This window comes from Kribbella sp. NPDC051936 (assembly GCF_040680955.1).
GTDB lineage: Bacteria > Actinomycetota > Actinomycetes > Propionibacteriales > Kribbellaceae > Kribbella.
In genome coordinates this window covers 45032-62576 of the sequence record NZ_JBFAXS010000006.1, presented here as the reverse complement: position 1 = coordinate 62576, position 17545 = coordinate 45032, and the positions used below count along the sequence as shown (strand labels likewise).

The window sequence follows — 17545 nt, the reverse complement described above, 5'->3', positions numbered from 1 at the left end:
AGTGCACATGCCGACCACCCTGCACGAGCTCGACGACCTGGTGCCGGTCGTGGACGAGATCGACGTGAAGACGGCGCACGGCGACGTCACGCTGCGGGAATTCGTCGCCGGCTCGCTGGGGCACAGCCCGTTGTGGATGAAGGGGTTGTTCGCCGTCCGGATGGCCGTCGCGGCAGTGCTTCGCCTCGAGACGACGGGGATCCCGGACACGCGGCGGTTGCGGCCCGAGACCGTGAGCTTCACGCCGGGCGAGAAGGACGCGTTCTTCACCGTCGTACGCGGCGAGGAAGACCACTACCTGCTGCTGAAGGTCACCGACAACCACCTGATCGGGTACCTCGCGTTCATCACCGACAACGAGCGGCCGGCCACGTTCAAGGTCGTCACCCTGGTGCAGTTCCTGCGCCCCGCAGGGCGGTTCTACTACAACCTGATCCGCCCGTTCCACCATGTCGTCGTGCTCAGTATGTGCCGAGCCGGCGAGACGTCGCGCGATAGGCAGTGAGCGCTGCCGCGATCCCGACAACGGCCAACGCCGACGCGAAGATCAGGCCGAGCAACTGCCACGGAATCGCCAACGCTGCCAGGCCGTAAGGCCCTGCGGCGATCCCCGCGAGTGCCGCCGCGGCGACCAATGATCCAAGCAGGACGCCGACCACCACGACTGTCACCGACTCCACCAGGGCCACCGTCACGACCTGCCCTCGTGTCAGCCCGGCCAGCCGCGACAACCTGAACTCCTGCCGCCGGTCGGCCGTCGACATCACCACGGCGTTGACGACCGCGACCGCGGTGAAGATGCCCGCCAGGCCCATGAGCGCGGCGAACAGCCCGGAGTTGCTCCGCTGCTGCGCCTCACCCCGCGCCCGCGCCCATTGCTCGACAGTTTGGCCGTCCATCGTGGCGCCAGGCGCGAGCTTCACCAGCGTTTCGGTCCGTCCGCCGGCCGGCAGCAGACCCCGCGGGATGAAGAAGTTCTCACTCACGTCGAGCGTTTCGGGCATGATCGCGACGACCTTCACCGCGAGCGTTCTGTTGCCCAGCGCAACCTTGAGGGTCGATCCCAGCTTGTAGCCCTCGGCCGCCATTCCAGGCCCGATCGCGATCGTCCGCCCGGTCAGCCGATCCAGCGATCCCTTCCGCGGCCGCAGTTCGTGCGTTCGCTGGTACGCCACCGGGTCGATCCCGATCGCCTCGGAGTACACCGTTTTCCGAAAACGTGTGACGGCGATCGGTACGGCGGTCTGCACCGAGGCGGCCATGATCCCCGGTCCCGGCAGCACCGCGTGATCCGCGACGACATCGGCCGTGAGCAACCGCTGCTGCTCGACCCCGACCGCCTTCGCCAGCGACCCGAACGTGCCCCATAGCCCGACGACCAGCCCGACGAGCACGATCAGCGGCGCCGCGGTCGCCGCGCTCCGCCGTACGGCGTGCAGCACGCCGGCCCGCGCGAGGTCGGCGATCACGTTGCCTCGGACAACCATCGCGGGCAGCCGGCCGACCAGCGGGACCACGACCGGGCTCAGCTGGCTCAGCGCCACGGCCCCGCTGATCATCACCACCAGCCCGATCATCAGCCCGGCCACGAGATCCCGCGCCGCCTGCGCCGCGATCACCAGCAGCACCGTGCCGGACGCGGCCGACAGCCCCCAGAACCAGCGCCATCGCGTCATCACCCGCCGCGCGGCCTGTCCCTCGACGATCGCCTCGAGCGCGTTGACCCGCGACGCCCGCCAGGCCGCGGCGAGCACGCCGGCCAGCGCGGTGCCGACGCCGACGATCATCGCCGCCCACATCGCGCCCTGATCCCACGGCGCCTCGAACCACTCCGGCAACATCCCCAGCTGGACGAGCAACCACGACTGCGCCCAGGTCGCCAGCACACCCACCGGCACCCCGGCCACGCTGCCGACGGCCCCGAGCAGGCCGGCCTCGGTCGCGACCATGAGACACAGGTATCCGCGCTGCGCCCCGACCAGCCGCAACAGCCCGAACTCGCGCCGCCGTTGCACGGTCATGAACCCGAACGTCGTGCTCACGATGAACACGCTCAGGAAAACGGCCAGCATCACCGACATTCCGAGCAGCGTCGCGGCCCCGACGTAGCCTTCGCGGACCTTCGCCCGCTCGAAAGCCGACAACCCCGCGGGCAGCACCGGCCGATCCGTCGCAGTCAGCATCTGCAGCCCGGACAGCACCAAGCCGACCCCGAGCGCGACAGCGACCACCGCACCAGCGAACAGCTGCCACCTGGTCCGCAATGCCTCGACAGACAACCTCAGCATGCACCCAGCCAAGCGGCCCGGACGCCGCGGTGCCCGGGCTCCAGCACCCGACCTCGGGTAGCTCGGGCGCTACCTGGCCGACAGCAGCAGATCGACCGTGCTGTGGTTGGCCAGGCCGCCGAGCGCGCCGAGAGCCCGGAAGGTCAGTGTCACGTCGACCACGGTCGGCGCGTCGAGCCGAACCCGGAACACGGTTTCTTGTCGATGCTCCCCGGTCAGCTCGTGTGCCGGCACCTCGAGCTGGAGCCCGCTGACCGGTTCGGACTCGACGACCAACGGCCCGGTGACGAAGCCGTCGTTGACGACCGTCACGGCGATCGGGTGCCACGCACCCGGCGTCAAGGTGCCGATGGGCGCACCGCTGCGGGCAACGTTCACCCGCGCCTCCGGATTGATCGTGACCGCGATCGGCGCGTCGGTCTCCACCGGTCCGCAGCACCCGATTGCAGGTGCGTGGTGAGTCATCAGTCGACCTCGCATTCCTCGAGCCGTGACAGGTAGACGGCCTGCGCCTCGTCGTACGCCTGCCGCGCCGCGTCCCGCTCGCTCTCCCGGATGAACCCGGACTTCGCCTTCCACAGCTGGTCGACGCAGTCGTGCAGCCACTGGGCGCTGCGGCGTGACGCCCGGACCGGCCGGCCGCCGACCTCGAGGAAGACCGGCTGGGTGTGCACGCTACGCAGGATCCGCAACGCCAGCCAGGACGAGCGTTCCACCGTCACGTCGAAGGCGATCTCCTGCTCGGTGCCGTCGGCAACCACTTGCTGGGACGCCACCGCGAAGCCGTTCACCACCAGCTCGACGACGACCGAGCGCGACGTACCGATCCGGGCGCGCTCGAGGTGCCAGCCGACCGGCGCGCTGTACGCCGGACGCCCCGCCGGCGGTGGCGGCGGCTGCTCGGGCAGCCAGGCGGCGACCGTCGCGCTGACCCGCACCTGCCCGGGCGCGTCCAGCTGATGCTCGCGACCGACGTCACCGTCGACCGCCAGGTCGAAGACGTGACTGCGGCCGTCACCGAAGTACGACGCTTTCTCGCGGAGCCCGGCGATCCAGGCCTCGATCGCCTGCGGGCCCGACGGCGGATCGGTCAGTCGCACATATGTGCGGCCGACGCCGGGGCCCTCGTCGTAGATGCACGGATAGTCGGTCTCGCCGAGCATCAGCGTGCGATAGCCGACGCTGAGCAGGTGGTACCAGATGTTCAGCTCGGACGCGGGCGCGAACTCGGCGCCGCACTGGAAGTCGGCGGCCCCAAGCGGTACGTCGACGACGATCTCGTTCGAACCGATGCTCTGGAACGACGGCACGACGTAGTTGGGCAGCTCTTCGGTGCCGACCGCCAGGCCGAGCCCGCAGTGCGCGTACCCGACCAGGGCGTTCTGCGCCTTGCCCCAGCGCATGACGGGCAGGTTCCACGACGGCCAGTCCTCGATCAGCGACGTCCCCGGGTAGTCCTGGTCGGACAGCCCGAGCAGGATCACGTGTCCGGAATGGCTGGACGGAAAGCCTGACACCTCGACGTCGTACCGCAGGGCGCTCTCGCCGTCGCGGTCCGTCGGCCTGGGCGTCCACGTCATGCCCTGTGCGGCTTGCATCTCCGGGTACTCGAGGTCGGCCGCCGGGCTGATCGACTCACCGCTGAAGAACTGTTTCTGGTGGTAGTAGCACGGCGCCCAGGTGAGCACGCTGCCGAGCCACAGTCCTTCCCCGCGGACATGCCGGATCATCGTCTCGGGCGTGACGCCTTCGCTGGGGACGTTGTAGTGCGAGCATCCGCCGGCATGGATGTGCGGGTCGCCGGAGTAGTACCCGCGGCTCGCCGGATCGACCCAGCGGTCGAGTGTGACCGGAATGCTGTCTGTTTCCGTGCCGACCTCGGCGTCCAGCACCACAGTCCGGTACTCGGGCCCGCGGATCGCGGAAACCCGGTACTTGCCTTCGGGCAGCCGGACCACCTCGCCGGTCGCCCGGTAAACGTGTTCGTGGAAGAACATGTCCGGCGCCAGACGCATCGCCTTCGACGGGTACGAGCGACCTTGCCCGTCCTGGATGGTGATCGCGGCCATACAGCTGCGGCCGTCGGGCTCGCGGATGTCGAGCTGGATCTCTCGCGCCGGCGCGCAGTCGAACTCGAACGAAGCGCCGTACTCGCGCACCTTGAAGCCCGTCCGCTGACCGGCGATCCGCAGCGGCGATCGACTCAGACTCCTGTGGTTGTGCTCGTCCGCCGCGACCAGCATCACTCCACCCGACCGAACACCGTCGTCGCGGGCGTAGAGGCTGATGACCTTGTACTCGACCTCGAGGCCGGACAGTTCACCGGGCGCGGCGAGCTTCGTGTCCAGCCACGCGTGCTTGATCCGCGGGACGACCGTCAAGGTGTCGTGCAGCGCGATCCGCGCCGAGTGGCTCTGGTGGTCGATCATTGCGTACGTGCCGCCGTCGAACGTCGCCAGCTCGGCCTCGATCCGGTGCGGATTCGCCACCCGCACAAGGAAACTCCGCCAGCCGTGCTGGACCAGGCGCGGCGGTGCGGCGCCCGGCGCGCAGAGGGCCATCCCCTGCTCGTCGATCGACACCTCCACCAGGACGAACGGCTGCAGGAGCGCTTCGAGCTGGCTGCGCCGGTCCGCCTCACTCAGCGAACTGCTCTCCAGCTTGGACAGTTGGGTGACAGCGTCGGCCGGCAGCGGATCGCCGAGTTCCTGCAGTTTCCGGGCGGCGCGGACCGCGGACGCGAACAAGGGCTGCACTGGTGGCTCTGACACCGAGGGACCTCCCTGATGGCGAGTTCCTTCGCGACCCTACTCGGCACCGACTACCTCAGCACCTCCAATAACGCGGCGACGTCCGCCTGGTCCAGGTCGCGGGCACCGATCAGGGCCTGCATCAGCAGACCGTCGAGCGCGGCCACCAGGAGTCTCGCCTTCTGGGGATCCGCCGTGAAGGCGCGGGCGATTTCCGTCAGCGGCTCCAACCACGCCCCGGCCGTCTCCCGCAGATCCGGCCTCCGGGCCGCGAACAGGTACAGCTCGTACAGCGCCAGAGTCCGCCCACGGCGCCGTACGACGCTGTGCTCGATCAGCCTGGCCAGCTCGTCGGCCGGCCGCGCGCCCAGCTCGCTCCCGCGGCCGTGGAGCTCGGCGGCGAGGTCCTCGGCGGCCGACTGCAGCGCGGCGACCAGCAGGTCGTCCAGTGTCGGAAAGTGATAGGTGATCGACGCAATCGACACGTCCGCCACGGCGGCCACCGCGCGATGGCTCACACCTGCGACTCCGTCGCGTTCGATCACGGTCAGCGTCGCCGCGAGCAGCTCGCCGCGGCGCTGCTCACCGCGCACCCGGCGCCCGTCGACACCCCGCCTGACCTGCACGAACAGCAAACTATCAGGACGTTCGTACGGATTGATTTTGCTCTCCGGAATCGCGGGATCCAGCGTTTTCCGCGACTTAGGCTCGGATCTCGTGGCCCCCTCAGAACTGACGACAGCGATGCGGCGCGCGCTGAAGCGCGCGGACGACGGCAAGACCCTCGACCCGGCGGAGGTGGAGGTGCTGCTCGGCGCGAGCGGTGACGCACTGACCGCGCTGATGGCGACCGCGGCCCGGGTCCGCGACCAGGGCCTGGCCGACGCCGGCCGGCCCGGGATCATCACGTTCTCGAAGAAGGTCTTCATCCCACTGACGCGGCTGTGCCGGGACCGCTGTCACTACTGCACGTTCGCGACCACACCCGGCCGGGTGCACGCGCCGTACCTGTCTCCGGACGAGGTGCTGGAGATCGCGCGGCAGGGTGCGGCACTGGGCTGCAAGGAAGCGCTGTTCACGCTCGGCGACGCCCCGGAAGAGCGGTGGGAGGCGGCGCGGACGTGGCTCGACGAGGCCGGGTACGACAGCACGCTCGACTACGTCCGGGCGATGGCGATCCGGGTGCTCGAGGAGACCGGCCTGCTGCCGCACCTGAACCCGGGCGTGATGTCGTGGCAGGACCTGCAGCGGCTGAAGCCGGTCGCGCCGAGCATGGGGATGATGCTGGAGACCACGTCGCGGCGGCTGTTCGAGGAGAAGGGCCAGCCGCACTTCGGATCGCCGGACAAGGACCCGGCGGTCCGGCTCCGGGTGCTCGAGGACGCCGGGCGCTCGAACGTGCCGTTCACGACCGGGCTGTTGATCGGCATCGGGGAAACGCTGACGGAACGTTCCGACTCGATCTTCGCGCTGCGGAAAATCGCCCGGCAGTACAACGGCATCCAGGAAGTGATCATCCAGGGTTTCCGGGTGAAGCCGGACACCGCGATGCGCAACGACGCCGACGTACCGCTGGACGAGTGGCTGGCCGCGATCGCCGCGACGCGGATCGTGCTCGGGCCGCGGGTTCGAGTCCAAGCGCCGCCGAACCTGGTCGATCTGGCCGAGTGCCGGGCGCTGCTGGACGCGGGTGTCGACGACTTCGGCGGGGTCTCGCCGCTGACGCCCGACCACGTGAACCCGGAGCGGCCGTGGCCGCAGATCGACGACCTCGCCAAGGTGACCGCCGACGCCGGGTTCGTGCTGCGCGAGCGGCTCACCGCGCATCCGGAGTACCTGCGGGAGCCCTGGCTCGATCCGCGGCTGATCTCGCACGTCGAGGCACTCGTCGACCCGGCCACCGGTCTGGCGAACGAGGCCGCGAAGCCGGCCGGTCTCCCGTGGCAGGAGCCGGACGGCGGGTGGGACAGCGTCGGCCGCACCGACCTGCACACCGCGATCGACACCGAGGGCAGGCGCACCGAGACCCGCTCCGACTTCGACGCCGCCTACGGCGACTGGGACGTACTACGGGAGCAGGTCGCGGAACGCCGCGCCGCCGAAGCGCCGGCAACCACGCCAGGCATCGGCGAGGCGCCTGGTTCGACCGCCCCTGAACGGATCGCTGCCGACGTGAAGGCGGCCTTGGCCGCTGCTGAGCGTGACCCGGCTGGGTTGTCGGATGCGCAGGCGTTGACGTTGATGACGGTGACCGGGCCGGCGCTGGACCAGCTCGCGCGGATCGCCGACGACCTGCGGAAGGCGACGGTCGGCGATGACGTGACCTACGTGGTGAACCGGAACATCAACTTCACCAACGTCTGCTACACCGGCTGCAGGTTCTGTGCGTTCGCGCAGCGCCGCACCGACGCCGACGCCTACTCGCTGTCGATGGACGAGGTCGGCCAGCGCGCGGAGGAAGCCTGGGTGATCGGCGCGACCGAGGTCTGCATGCAGGGCGGCATCCACCCGGACCTGCCGGGTACGGCGTACGCCGATCTGGTCCGCGCGGTCAAGGACCGGGTGCCGGACATGCACGTCCACGCCTACTCGCCGATGGAGATCGTGAACGGCTCGGTCCGGACCGGTCTGTCCATCGAGGAGTTCCTGATCTCGGTGAAGGAGGCCGGGCTGGACAGCATCCCCGGCACCGCGGCCGAGATCCTCGACGACGACGTCCGCTGGATCCTCACCAAGGGAAAGTTGCCGACGGCAAGCTGGATCGAGGTGATCAGCACCGCGCACAAGGTCGGCCTGCCGTCCAGCTCGACGATGATGTACGGCCACGTCGACGCGCCGCACCACTGGGTCCAGCACCTGCGCACGATCGCCGCCGTCCAGGACGAGACCGGCGGCTTCACCGAGTTCGTCCTGCTGCCGTTCATCCACCAGAACTCGCCGATCTACCTGGCCGGCGTGGCGCGCCCCGGCCCGACGTACGACGAGAACCGTGCGGTGCACGCGATGGCGCGGATCATGCTGCACGGCCGGATCGACAACATCCAGTGCTCGTGGGTGAAGCTCGGCGTCGACGGCTGCGTCGCCGTCCTGAACGGCGGCGTCAACGACATCGGCGGCACGCTGATGGAGGAGACCATCAGCCGGATGGCCGGATCCAAGCACGGCAGCCGCAAGTCGATCGCCGAACTGACCGCGATGGCGACCGCCGCCGGCCGCCCGGCGCGCCAGCGCACCACGACGTACGGTGACGTCCCCGCCCGCCCGGCCACGGAACTCGAGCTCGCCTGACGCTCCTCCCTCCCGGAGCGCCAGGCGACCGGTCACTTGACCGGGTCGAGATCGACGGCCCGGTTCCGGCGCTTGCTGCCGACGCGGTGCCCGAAGGCGACGAGTAGGTTGCCGATGATGTAGATGCCGCTTGTGACGACGAGGTACCCGAACGGCCAGGCGTTCGGGTCCGCCGGGAACGCCTGCGAGTGGTCGCCGACCCAGCTGCGCATCAGGTACACCAACTGGAACGTGAAGCAGTAGCCGAAGATCGCGATGTACGCGACGTACGCACTCAGCCGGTTCCGCAGGAAGAAGCCGAGCGGAAACGCGAACAGAACGGTGGCGATGGCAATCATGGGAAGTCCCCTCCTCGAGTAACCGACTCCGCCACGATCGCGCCGGCAGGCGCTGCGCCGCATCGGTGCTGTCGCCGGATCACAGCCCGCGCCCGCCACTAAGTGCTGGCACGGGTGCGCGAACGGCCGTTCGAGGTCATCATGTGGTTGTGGTCCGGCCTTGGCGTCTGGTCGTCGCCGCGACAGTCCTGTTCGTCGCGGCCGCCGCCGTACGCGCGGTGCTCGCCTACGGACCGTCGTCGATCGGGGGCCCGGCAGACTGGCCGTTCACGACCACCCTCCTGTTGCCGGCCTTCCTGCTCAGCTGGCTGGTCGTCGTTCGAGTCCCTGTGAGTCCGATCGGACCGGCGCTTGCGCTGACCGCCACGATGCCCACGCTGGTGTTCGTCGTGGAGGACTGGGGCGCGACGGCACGAACCTCACGACCGTGGCCGGCGGCATCCACCCTGGACGGGATCGCGGACGGTACCTGGCCCTGGATCTTCCTTGGCTTCGTCACGCTGGTCCTGCTCTTCCCGGACGGATTGCTGCCCGGCCGGATCTGGCGGTGGGTCTTGGTGGCGATGCCGGTTTCGGCGACCCTCGTGACCTTGGTCGTCGTCCGGGAGGGCGCCGCGCGGACGAGTCCTACGCCACCGCGCGTACTGCTGATCGTCGTCGCCTTCGGCGCGTTCCTGGCAGCCTTGCTCGCGGCCGCGTCCAGCTTGGTCGTGCGCTACCGGCGCGGCGACGAACTCACCCGGCAGCGGCTGCGCTGGCTGATGGCCGCGGCCGTCGCGGTACCGATCCTGCTCGCCGCGAGCTGGCTGGGGACCGCGCTCGGCGTACCGGGGACCTTGGCCTACACCTGGTTCCTGGTCGCCATGCTGCTTCTCGTCCCCGGCGCGATCACCGTGGCGATCCTGCGGCACGACCTGTTCGACATCGACCGCCTGCTCGGTGCGACCGTCAGCTGGGGCGTGACCACCCTGCTCTCGGCGGGCGTGTTCGCAGCGGTGGTCCTGATGGTCGGCGGCTTCTTCCCCGATCGCATCGGCGTCACGACTGCCGCGTTCGTCACCGCACTTGTCCTGCTCCCGCTCTACCACTGGATTCACCGGGCGATCGGCCGCTTGGTCGATCCGGACCGGACCGTCGCGCTGACCCGGATCCGTACCTTCGTACGACGGGTGCGCGACGGCGAAGCCGAGCCGGAACAGATCGAGGCAGTGCTACGGACCGCCCTCGACGACCCCGGACTCCAAGTCCTGCTCCGACGCCCCGGAGCGGAACTCGACGTACCCACCGGGGCGATTCCCTTGCACACCGGCGACTCCGTGGTCGGCGCGCTGGTCCTCGGCACGACGTCGGCGCGCCGGGTCCGGCGCGCGCGTGAGGCGGTCGTCGAGGCCCGGCTGCCGATCGAGGTCAGTCGCCTGCGGCTGGAACTGCGCAAGGCGCTGGCCGAGGTGCGCACGAGTCGGGCGCGGTTGATGGACGAGGTGAACGCGGAGCGGCAACGCCTGGAACGGGATCTTCACGACGGCACGCAGCAGCGGCTGATCGCGATCGGGATGCGGCTGCGGTCGGTGCAGTACCAGTTGTCTCCCGGCGCATCGGCGTACCGGGAACTGGACGAGGTGGTGGAGACGCTCGAGCACACAGTCGCGGAGCTTCGCCGGATCGCGCACGGCGTGCGGCCGAGTCGCCTCGACGACGGACTCGCGGTCGCGCTGCGGCATCTGGTCTCGGACAGTACGCTGCCGGTCGATCTCGTCGTACCCGAACTGGAGATCGGTGAGAGTGCCGCGACGACCGTCTACTTCACGGTCGGCGAGGCGATCGCGAACGCGCTCAAGCACGCTCGGGCAACCCGGATCTCGATCTCGGTCGGTCTGACGGACCACGTACTGCGTGCCGTGGTGCGCGACGACGGCGTGGGCGGCGCCAAGGAGGGGTTCGGGTTGACATCGTTGCGGGACCGGGTCGCGTCAGTGGGCGGGGAGTTCACCGTCGACAGCCCACCCGGGGCCGGCACCTCGATCACCGTGGAGATCCCGTGCGCATCGTGATCGGCGAGGATTCCGCCTTGTTCCGCGAGGGTCTGAGCCGGCTCCTGACCGAGAACGGTCACGTCGTCGTCGGTATGGCGGCGTGCGCCGAGGCGCTTGTCGACGTCGTCCGCGCGAAGGATCCGGACCTGACGATCATCGACGTCCGGATGCCGCCGACGATGACCGACGACGGCGCGCGGGCTGCCGTGACGCTACGCGCGGAGCGGCCGGACCGTCCGATTCTGATGCTGTCGCAGCACATCGAGACCCGGCACGTGGTCGGACTGGTCGGCACGGGCGGGTTCGGGTATCTGCTCAAGGATCGCGTGCTGCGCGTCGGTGACTTCCTCGACGCGATGCGCCGGGTCGTGGACGGCGGGTCCGCGCTCGATCCGGCGATCGTCGCCGCGCTGGTGACACCGACACGCCTGGGCGATCCGCTGTCCGCGCTGTCCGCACGGGAACGCGAGGTGCTGGCGCTGGTGGCGGAGGGCCGCTCGAACAGCGCGATCGCCGCGCACCTGGTGCTTGCCGAGCGGACCGTCGAGAGCCACATGCGGAGCATCTTCCAGAAGCTCCGGATCGACGACGCCCCGGACAACCATCGGCGGGTGCTCGCCGCGCTTGCCCAACTCCAGCAGTGAATCTTGACAATTGGTTAGTTGTTGCGGCAGGCAACATCTGCACGGAAAGTGAAGAAAGTTTTACTGAGCGTTGCTTACTTCAAAGGCAATGCAAATGTTTGAACCCGAGGATTCCCGGTACGCCGGGCGCCGTGACAACGTTCAGTTGTCGGCGACGGACGGGTCGCCGGCGCAAGGTCCAGGTGGTTCCCGCAGCACTCCCGTCCGCGACCGGACTGTACCTCCCCTGCCGGTCACGGAATGAGACGCGGGTCCGCCCTCCTTCGGGCCACTGCCCTCTCGGGGCAACAGCAGGACGCCGGCCGTGTCGGTGGGGTGTTGGTCGCCAGTGAGGTGGCGACCAACGCCCGGCACGGTCGGCGTTTCTTACTGGATGCTGCCTTGCTGTACCGGTGCTGCTGGGGACCGGTACAGCGGGCAGCTTTCTGGTGCGGTCAGTCGGCCTAGGCCCTAGTACGGGTACGTGTCGTCGCGGCGCGTCGGGTCCAGGTCCCACAGGGAGAACTGGACGACCTTGTGCGACTCCTCGCCGCCGCCCGGGACGAGCCCGAACGACTCGTACTCCTTCGAGCCCAGCCCGTCGAGGTAGCAGAGCAGCTCGAAGGCCGACTGCGCGTCCTCGATGTCGTCGATGACCTCGTCGTTCTGCGCCTCGTCCGCGCGGCTGCGCACGTACTGCACGAAGGCGTCCGGGTCCGTCACCACGTAGTCGTAGCGCGCCTGGTAGCTGAGCCGGATCCCGTTCTCCGGGACCAGCGGCTCCTCGAGCTCCTCGAGGTCGTCCAGCGGGCTGCCCTCGACGATCTCCCGGTAGTCCGCCGGGTCGTCGAAGTCGTCCGGTCCCAGCGGCAGGTCGTCCAGCTCGTCGGGGTCGTACGAGTCGATCCCGAGAAAGATGTCGCCCCAGCCTCGTTCGTGGACGGCGTCCGCGAGCGCCCGGGCCTGGACCCGGACGTTCTCGATCGCGCCGGTGGCCCGCAGGTCGTGCAGATCCAGAGCGTCAGCCTGCTCCAGGAGCACCCGGGCGAGTTCACGGGCGGCCTCGGCGGCCGAGGCGGGTTCGATCGGCTCACTCATGCTGTGACGGTACAACCATGGGCACCTCCACTGCCGAGCCCGGTACTCCGAACGCGTCGACGAGCCCCACCGCCGCCGGCCGGACGGCCGCGCACAACTCGTTGACCAGCGCGGTGATCGCCTTCGACCGGCCGGGCGACAGCCGCCCGTGCTCGAGATACCACGCGCGCTCCGCCTCGATCGTGGCCAGCGCGTGCAGGTCGTACAGCTCCTGCAGGCGCGGCCGGATCTCGTCCGGCGCATTCCGCACCGCGGATTGGAACGCTTCGAGCACGACCCGGTCCACATGGGCGCGACCGGCCGCGATCACATGGTCCTGGCACCGGTTGAAGACCTCGAACGGCTCGTCCCCCGCATCGATCCCCGCCTTCAACCGCCGCGCCACCCCGGACAGCATGTGCTCCTCGCGGAACCGCAGCAGGCCCGAGTGGTACGCGTCGTCGCGCAACCCCGCGTCGGGGTCGGCGGTGTCGCTGCGATTCGGTACGGCGTCGCGCAGCCGCTCGATCAACGGTCGCAGCGCCGCCTTCTCGACCGCGATCTCCACGGCCTGCGCGGCGACGAACCGCGCCGTGCCCAACGGGTCCAGCTTGCCGAACGATTCGCGGTAGTCGGTCAGGAGACCTTTCGCCACAAGCTGCAGCAGGACAGTGTTGTCGCCCTCGAAGGTGGTGAACACATCGGTGTCCGCCTTCAATGTCGCCAACCGGTTCTCCGCCAGGTAACCCGCGCCGCCGCAGGCCTCCCGGCACATCTGGATCGTCTCGGTCGCATGCCACGTCCCGAGCGCCTTGGTCCCGGCCGCCTGCGCCTCCAGCGCGCGCCGGTCGTGCTCGTCCCGGTCGTCGCTGAACACCCGGACGAACTCCTCCACCAGGTCGGCCTGCGCGAAGTGCAGCGCATACGTCCGCGCGAGCAGCGGCAGCAGTCTGCGCTGATGCATCCGGTAGTCGAGCAGGAGCGCCTCCTCGTCGCTTCCCGGTGCGCCGAACTGGCGCCGCTGCGCGGCATACCTGATCGCGATCGTCAGGGCGACCTTGCTCGCGTTGATCGCGGCGCCGCCGACCGAGACCCGGCCCTGCACCAACGTGCCGAGCATCGTGAAGAACCGGCGGTCCGGATTCTCGATCGCACTGGTGTAGTTGCCGTCGGCATCGACCTGGGCGTAGCGGTCCAGCAGGGCGTCCCGCGGGACGCGGACCTGGTCGAAGACGATCCGCCCGTTGTCGACGCCGTTCAGCCCGAGCTTGGGACCGCAGTCCGACAACGTCACGCCCGGCAGCGCCGAACCGTCCGCGCCCCGGATCGGCACCAGCAGGCAGTGCACCCCATGACGCTGCCCCCCGACGACCAACTGCGCGAACACGGCCGCCATCCGCCCATGGCGCGCCGCGTTGCCGATGTAGTCCTTGCGCGCCGCCGCGGTCGGCGTGTGCACGACGAACTCCTCGGTCGCCTCGTCGTACGTCGCCGTCGTCCCGACGGCCTGCACATTCGACCCGTGACCGGTCTCGGTCATCGCGAAGCAGCCGAGCAGCCGCCCGCTGATCGCGTCCGCCAGGTAGCGCTCGTGATGCCTCTTCGTCCCGAGGTGCAGGATCGCGCCGGCGAACAGGCCGAACTGCACACCGGCCTTGACCATCAGCGACAGGTCACCGAAGGCCAGCGTCTCGAAGGCCGCGATGAACCCGCCCAGGTCCGCCTCTCCGCCGTACTCCTTCGGGTAGCCGCGCCCGGGCAGCCCGTCCGCGGCCGACTCCAGCAACAGGTCCAGGATCCGGTCCCGGTACTCGTCGCGCGGCAGCCGCACCGCCAGCTCACCCAGGTCGGCGTGCGCGGCCAGGCCGGCCCGCACGACGTCCCGCGCCGCCTTGTGCGGCCCGTCCAAGTAGTCCCGCATCGCCGATGTGCTCATGTCCTCTAACTTACGAGGAATCGCCGCTACTTTCCGTCACCGTTCTCTGACTGTGGAAAAGCTGGCATCAATCCGCATCTACGGCGGTACGCTTTCTCTCGTGCCGAATTTGCGGATCAGTGAGGCAGCCGCGCTCTTGGGCGTCAGCGACGACACGGTGCGGCGCTGGATCGAGCAGGGCCGGTTGGCGTCGAAACAGGCGAGCGGGCGGATGGCCGTCGACGGGCAGGCGCTCGCCGCGTTCGCCCAGGAGCTGGCCGACTCTCCGGAGCCGGGTCACACGGCCGCGGCCTCGGCGCGGAACCGGATGCGGGGCATCGTCACCCGGGTTCTCAAGGACGGCGTGATGGCCCAGGTCGAGATGCAGGCCGGGCCGTTCCGCGTCGTCTCGCTGATGAGTCGTGAGGCCGCGGACGAGCTCGGCCTGGAGCCCGGCGTGGTGGCCGTCGCCTCGATCAAGTCCACCCATGTCGTCGTCGAGATCCCGGAGGCCTGATGGTCCGCCGTACCGCGTTCGCCGTCCTCGCCGCTGTCGCCGCGCTCGCCCTGGCAGGGTGCGGCGACGACACCCCGGCCGCGTCGTCATCGTCGGGCAGCTCGGCGACGCCGACGGTGTCCGGGACCGTCGAGGTGTTCGCCGCCGCCTCCCTGACCGGGACGTTCACCCAGCTCGGCAAGGACTTCGAGGCCGCGCACCCCGGCGTCAAGGTGCACTTCAACTTCGCCGGCAGCTCGGCGCTCGCCAAGCAGATCAACGAGGGCGCGCCCGCGGACGTGTTCGCCTCGGCGGCGCCGAAGAACATGGACGACGTGAAGGACAAGGGCACGCCGACGACCTTCGTGAAGAACACGCTGGAGATCGCCGTGCCGAAGGGCAACCCGGGCAGGATCACCGGGATCAAGGACTTCGCGGACAAGGACAAGAAGATCGCGATCTGCGCCGCGCAGGTGCCGTGCGGAGCGGCTGCCGAGAAGGTGTTCAAGGCCGTCGGGATCACCGCACAGCCCGACAGCCTCGAGCAGGACGTGAAGGCGGCGCTCACCAAGGTCGGTCTCGGCGAGGTCGACGCGGCGCTCGTGTACAAGACCGACGTACTGTCCGCCAAGGACAAGGTTGAGGGCATCGAGTTTCCGGAGTCGGCGAAGGCCGTCAACGAGTACCCCATCGCAACGCTGTCCGAGGCTCCGAACCCGGACGGGGCCAAGGCCTTCGTGGAGTATGTGCTGTCCGACAACGGCAAGGCCGTGCTGACCGCGGCGGGCTTCGACGCGCCATGAGTCGTCGGAGCAGGAGTACGAGCGGGCGCGTCCCTCTCGTGCTCTTGCTGCCTGCACTGCTCGGGTTGGCGTTCCTGATCGTTCCGTTGATCGGACTGCTCGCCAAAGCCCCCTGGTCGACGCTGCCGGGGCAGCTGTTCAGCGCTGAGGTATGGCAGGCGCTGCGGCTGTCGTTGGTCTGCGCGACTGCCGCGACTGCTGTGTGTTTGCTGCTGGGCGTCCCGCTTGCATGGCTCCTCGCCCGTGGCGGACTGCCCGGCCGGAGCGTGATCCGGGCGTTTGTGACGGTTCCACTGGTGCTGCCGCCAGTAGTCGGCGGTGTTGCGCTGCTGCTGGTCCTCGGGCGGCGCGGCCTGATCGGTCAGCACCTCGATGCCTGGTTCGGCATCTCGTTGCCGTTCACGACTGCCGGTGTGGTCGTCGCCGAGGCGTTCGTGGCCATGCCTTTCCTGGTGATCTCCGTCGAGGGCGCGTTACGTGCCGCCGACCCGCGCTACGAGGAGGCGGCCGCAACACTCGGTGCTGGACGGTGGACCACCTTCCGGCGTGTCACGCTTCCTTCGATCGCGCCAGGGATCGTTGCCGGCACGGTTCTGTGCTGGGCGCGCGCACTGGGCGAGTTCGGCGCCACCATCACATTCGCGGGCAACTTCCCCGGCCGTACGACCACCATGCCGCTGGCCGTGTACCTGGCGCTGGAGACGGACCCCGACGTGGCCGTCGTACTGAGTCTGGTGCTCCTGCTCGTTTCTGTCGTCGTACTGGCTTCTCTTCGCGAGCGCTGGATCGGTGGGCTCCGGTGACCCTGTACGCCGACCTACGGGTGAGCCGCGGCTCCTTCGGTCTCGCGCTGGACCTGACGGTCGCGCCGGGCGAGGTCGTCGCGCTGCTTGGGCCCAACGGCGCTGGCAAGACCACGGCGCTGCGTGCGATCGCCGGACTGCTCGCGCTGGACAGCGGCCGTATCGCCCTGGACTCCACAGTGTGGGACGAGCCGCCGGGCGTCTTTCGTACGCCGGACCGCCGGCCGATCGGCGTCGTGTTCCAGGACTACCTGCTCTTCAACCACCTGAGCTGCTTGGAGAACGTGGCCTTCGGTCTGCGTGCCCGTGGTGTCGAGAAACAGACCGCCCGGATGGAGGCTGCTCGTTGGCTCGAGACCGTCGGCCTGTCGCAGTACGCCCGTACTCGTCCCCGCGCGCTGTCCGGCGGCCAAGCCCAGCGGGTCGCGCTGGCGCGAGCACTGGCCACGGACCCCGAGCTCCTCTTGCTCGACGAACCGCTCGCCGCCCTGGACGCGAGCACGACCCTGCACGTCCGCGCCGAACTGGGTCAGCACCTCAGGCGCTTCGAAGGGCGCACACTCCTCGTGACGCACGACCCGCTGGACGCCATGGTCCTGGCCGACCGCCTGATCATCATCGAGAACGGTCAGGTCGTCCAGGAAGGCAAACCCACCGAGGTCGCCCATCGCCCGCGCACCGACTACGTAGCTCAACTGGTCGGCCTCAACCTCTACCGCGGCAACGCATCCGGCACCACAGTCACCCTCACCGAGGGCGGCATGATCACCCTCGCCGAACCGGCCACCGGTCCGGTGCACGTGGCCTTCCCGCCCGCAGCCGTCAGCTTGTACCCCGAGCACCCGTCCGGCAGCCCCCGCAACACCTGGCCCGCCGTCGTCACCGGCATCGAGCAGCACGCCCACACCGTTCGCGTCCGCCTGAACGCGGCCCCCGCCGGCCCCGCCGACCTCCTCGCCGACATCACCACCGCCGCGGTCGCCGACCTCCACCTCACCCCGGGCCAACCCCTCCACACCACCCTCAAAGCCACCGAGGTCCACACCTACCCGGTCTGAGCACGACACATCTGGCCGGAAGTTACGGGCCGTGACGGGGTTGTCGTGGATTGACATGGTGTTACAGGGCGAT

15 protein-coding genes are annotated in these 17545 nt (G+C 69.4%); 8 read left to right on the top strand and 7 right to left on the bottom strand.

What is annotated here, in order from left to right; translation table 11 throughout:
- Window positions 1–7 precede the first annotated feature (7 nt).
- A complete protein-coding gene (locus AB0L64_RS21340; protein WP_363712491.1) occupies window positions 8–505 on the top strand; it encodes a DUF2867 domain-containing protein in 498 nt (165 codons plus the stop codon).
- On the opposite strand, the gene AB0L64_RS21335 is transcribed toward AB0L64_RS21340, so the two are convergent.
- From AB0L64_RS21335 to AB0L64_RS21320, 4 genes are all read right to left on the bottom strand, one after another.
- Entirely contained in the window at window positions 462–2288 is a 1827-nt protein-coding gene (locus AB0L64_RS21335; protein WP_363712489.1) for an ABC transporter permease, read from the bottom strand. The genes AB0L64_RS21340 and AB0L64_RS21335 overlap by 44 nt on opposite strands.
- A gap of 69 nt (window positions 2289–2357) precedes the next feature.
- The gene (locus AB0L64_RS21330; RefSeq protein ID WP_363712485.1) at window positions 2358–2753 is read right to left on the bottom strand and encodes a hypothetical protein; all 396 of its coding nucleotides are present in this window, start codon (window positions 2751–2753) and stop codon (window positions 2358–2360) included.
- Complete coding sequence (locus tag AB0L64_RS21325) at window positions 2753–5059, bottom strand: CehA/McbA family metallohydrolase (RefSeq protein ID WP_363712483.1); 2307 nt, start codon at window positions 5057–5059, stop codon at window positions 2753–2755. Before AB0L64_RS21325 ends, AB0L64_RS21330 begins: the two co-directional genes overlap by 1 nt.
- Window positions 5060–5109: 50 nt before the next feature.
- Window positions 5110–5664 carry a TetR family transcriptional regulator gene (locus tag AB0L64_RS21320; RefSeq protein ID WP_363712481.1) on the bottom strand — a complete coding sequence of 185 codons (555 nt, stop codon included), beginning with the start codon at window positions 5662–5664 and terminating at the stop codon, window positions 5110–5112.
- A 118-nt stretch (window positions 5665–5782) separates the two neighbouring features.
- Between AB0L64_RS21320 and AB0L64_RS21315 the strand changes: the two genes are divergently transcribed.
- The gene (locus tag AB0L64_RS21315) at window positions 5783–8326 is read left to right on the top strand and encodes a bifunctional FO biosynthesis protein CofGH (RefSeq protein WP_363713486.1); all 2544 of its coding nucleotides are present in this window, start codon (window positions 5783–5785) and stop codon (window positions 8324–8326) included.
- Between the two features lie 32 nt (window positions 8327–8358).
- On the opposite strand, the gene AB0L64_RS21310 is transcribed toward AB0L64_RS21315, so the two are convergent.
- Window positions 8359–8664 (bottom strand): hypothetical protein, encoded by a 306-nt coding sequence (locus AB0L64_RS21310; protein WP_363712479.1) that lies wholly within the window; start codon window positions 8662–8664, stop codon window positions 8359–8361.
- 149 nt (window positions 8665–8813) lie between these two features.
- Here AB0L64_RS21310 and AB0L64_RS21305 point away from each other — a divergent pair, with 149 nt between their 5' ends.
- Together AB0L64_RS21305 and AB0L64_RS21300 are read left to right on the top strand one after the other, a co-directional pair.
- A complete protein-coding gene (locus tag AB0L64_RS21305) occupies window positions 8814–10715 on the top strand; it encodes a sensor histidine kinase (RefSeq protein ID WP_363712477.1) in 1902 nt (633 codons plus the stop codon).
- Entirely contained in the window at window positions 10703–11341 is a 639-nt protein-coding gene (locus tag AB0L64_RS21300) for a response regulator transcription factor (protein WP_363712475.1), read from the top strand. The genes AB0L64_RS21305 and AB0L64_RS21300 overlap by 13 nt, the downstream gene beginning before the upstream one ends.
- A gap of 450 nt (window positions 11342–11791) precedes the next feature.
- Here the strand turns inward: AB0L64_RS21300 and AB0L64_RS21295 are convergent, their stop codons facing one another.
- Window positions 11792–12418: a hypothetical protein gene (locus tag AB0L64_RS21295; protein WP_363712473.1), complete on the bottom strand. Its 627-nt coding sequence runs from the start codon at window positions 12416–12418 to the stop codon at window positions 11792–11794.
- On the bottom strand, window positions 12411–14333 hold the full coding sequence (locus AB0L64_RS21290; protein WP_363712471.1) for an acyl-CoA dehydrogenase: 1923 nt from the start codon (window positions 14331–14333) through the stop codon (window positions 12411–12413). Before AB0L64_RS21290 ends, AB0L64_RS21295 begins: the two co-directional genes overlap by 8 nt.
- 100 nt (window positions 14334–14433) lie before the next feature.
- Between AB0L64_RS21290 and AB0L64_RS21285 the strand changes: the two genes are divergently transcribed.
- The 4 genes from AB0L64_RS21285 to AB0L64_RS21270 are packed head-to-tail and all read left to right on the top strand — an operon-like array spanning window position 14434 to window position 17472.
- Window positions 14434–14829: a TOBE domain-containing protein gene (locus AB0L64_RS21285; RefSeq protein WP_359931786.1), complete on the top strand. Its 396-nt coding sequence runs from the start codon at window positions 14434–14436 to the stop codon at window positions 14827–14829.
- The gene (gene modA, locus AB0L64_RS21280) at window positions 14829–15611 is read left to right on the top strand and encodes a molybdate ABC transporter substrate-binding protein (RefSeq protein ID WP_363712469.1); all 783 of its coding nucleotides are present in this window, start codon (window positions 14829–14831) and stop codon (window positions 15609–15611) included. Before AB0L64_RS21285 ends, modA begins: the two co-directional genes overlap by 1 nt.
- Complete coding sequence (gene modB / locus AB0L64_RS21275) at window positions 15608–16414, top strand: molybdate ABC transporter permease subunit (protein ID WP_363712468.1); 807 nt, start codon at window positions 15608–15610, stop codon at window positions 16412–16414. Before modA ends, modB begins: the two co-directional genes overlap by 4 nt.
- Window positions 16411–17472 (top strand): ABC transporter ATP-binding protein, encoded by a 1062-nt coding sequence (locus tag AB0L64_RS21270; protein WP_363712466.1) that lies wholly within the window; start codon window positions 16411–16413, stop codon window positions 17470–17472. Before modB ends, AB0L64_RS21270 begins: the two co-directional genes overlap by 4 nt.
- The last annotated feature ends 73 nt before the right edge of the window (window positions 17473–17545 follow it).

What these genes read in the sequence shown, in the direction of transcription:
- AB0L64_RS21340 (WP_363712491.1), top strand. Translation starts at nt 8, where the DNA reads ATGCCGACCACCCTGCACGAGCTCGACGACCTGGTGCCGGTCGTGGAC.
- AB0L64_RS21335 (WP_363712489.1), bottom strand. Translation starts at nt 2,288, where the DNA reads ATGCTGAGGTTGTCTGTCGAGGCATTGCGGACCAGGTGGCAGCTGTTC.
- AB0L64_RS21330 (WP_363712485.1), bottom strand. Translation starts at nt 2,753, where the DNA reads ATGACTCACCACGCACCTGCAATCGGGTGCTGCGGACCGGTGGAGACC.
- AB0L64_RS21315 (WP_363713486.1), top strand. Translation starts at nt 5,783, where the DNA reads ATGCGGCGCGCGCTGAAGCGCGCGGACGACGGCAAGACCCTCGACCCG.
- AB0L64_RS21310 (WP_363712479.1), bottom strand. Translation starts at nt 8,664, where the DNA reads ATGATTGCCATCGCCACCGTTCTGTTCGCGTTTCCGCTCGGCTTCTTC.
- AB0L64_RS21295 (WP_363712473.1), bottom strand. Translation starts at nt 12,418, where the DNA reads ATGAGTGAGCCGATCGAACCCGCCTCGGCCGCCGAGGCCGCCCGTGAA.
- AB0L64_RS21290 (WP_363712471.1), bottom strand. Translation starts at nt 14,333, where the DNA reads ATGAGCACATCGGCGATGCGGGACTACTTGGACGGGCCGCACAAGGCG.
- modA (WP_363712469.1), top strand. Translation starts at nt 14,829, where the DNA reads ATGGTCCGCCGTACCGCGTTCGCCGTCCTCGCCGCTGTCGCCGCGCTC.
- modB (WP_363712468.1), top strand. Translation starts at nt 15,608, where the DNA reads ATGAGTCGTCGGAGCAGGAGTACGAGCGGGCGCGTCCCTCTCGTGCTC.